This window comes from Psychrobacter sp. 1Y4 (assembly GCF_051847555.1).
Genome location: NZ_JBPYDE010001066.1, coordinates 1 through 537 on the forward strand (window position 1 = coordinate 1; position 537 = coordinate 537).

1 protein-coding gene is annotated in these 537 nt (G+C 46.2%); it reads right to left on the reverse strand.

Going from position 1 to position 537, the window contains the following annotated elements:
• The coding region (locus ACS8FC_RS20435; protein ID WP_439298131.1) for a formate/nitrite transporter family protein at positions 1–537 on the reverse strand (537 nt) is incomplete at both ends.

Genomic DNA, 537 nt, shown 5'->3' on the forward strand with positions numbered 1-537 from the left:
CAGCCTGCCAGCACCGCACTGCCAAAGATAACCCACCACTCAAACCCCAAGATATGCTCGGCATAAGCATCAATGGCATGATCTGTAAACAGGTGCATGTGTAGTCCTAGACCAATCATAAGGGCTGCAAATATACAACCGCCTACGATATTACCAGCAATAACGATGCCCCACAGCCTGAGCAATTTATGCAGTGGTTCGATTTTATTGAGCACAGGCAGACTGAGTAGGGATGTCTGCTCAGTAAATAATAACGACTGACCGATCACCACGATAATAAAGCCAATCGGATAGAGTAGGGACGACAGTACCATTGCATAGCGACTGGGTAGCACGTCATTCAGTAGTGCAAATGCGGATAAAATCACAAAAAAGCTGATACCAATCTCGAGTCCAGCGGTAAAGGCACTGGTAAATAACGACCCAAGTGAGCGCTTAAAGGTTTCTTTGGCATGGATGACCTGCTCTACCAAAATACTGGCGTAGCTTTTTGCTTGGCTCAGATTGTCGTCACTGGCGACTTTTTTGATGGTTTCT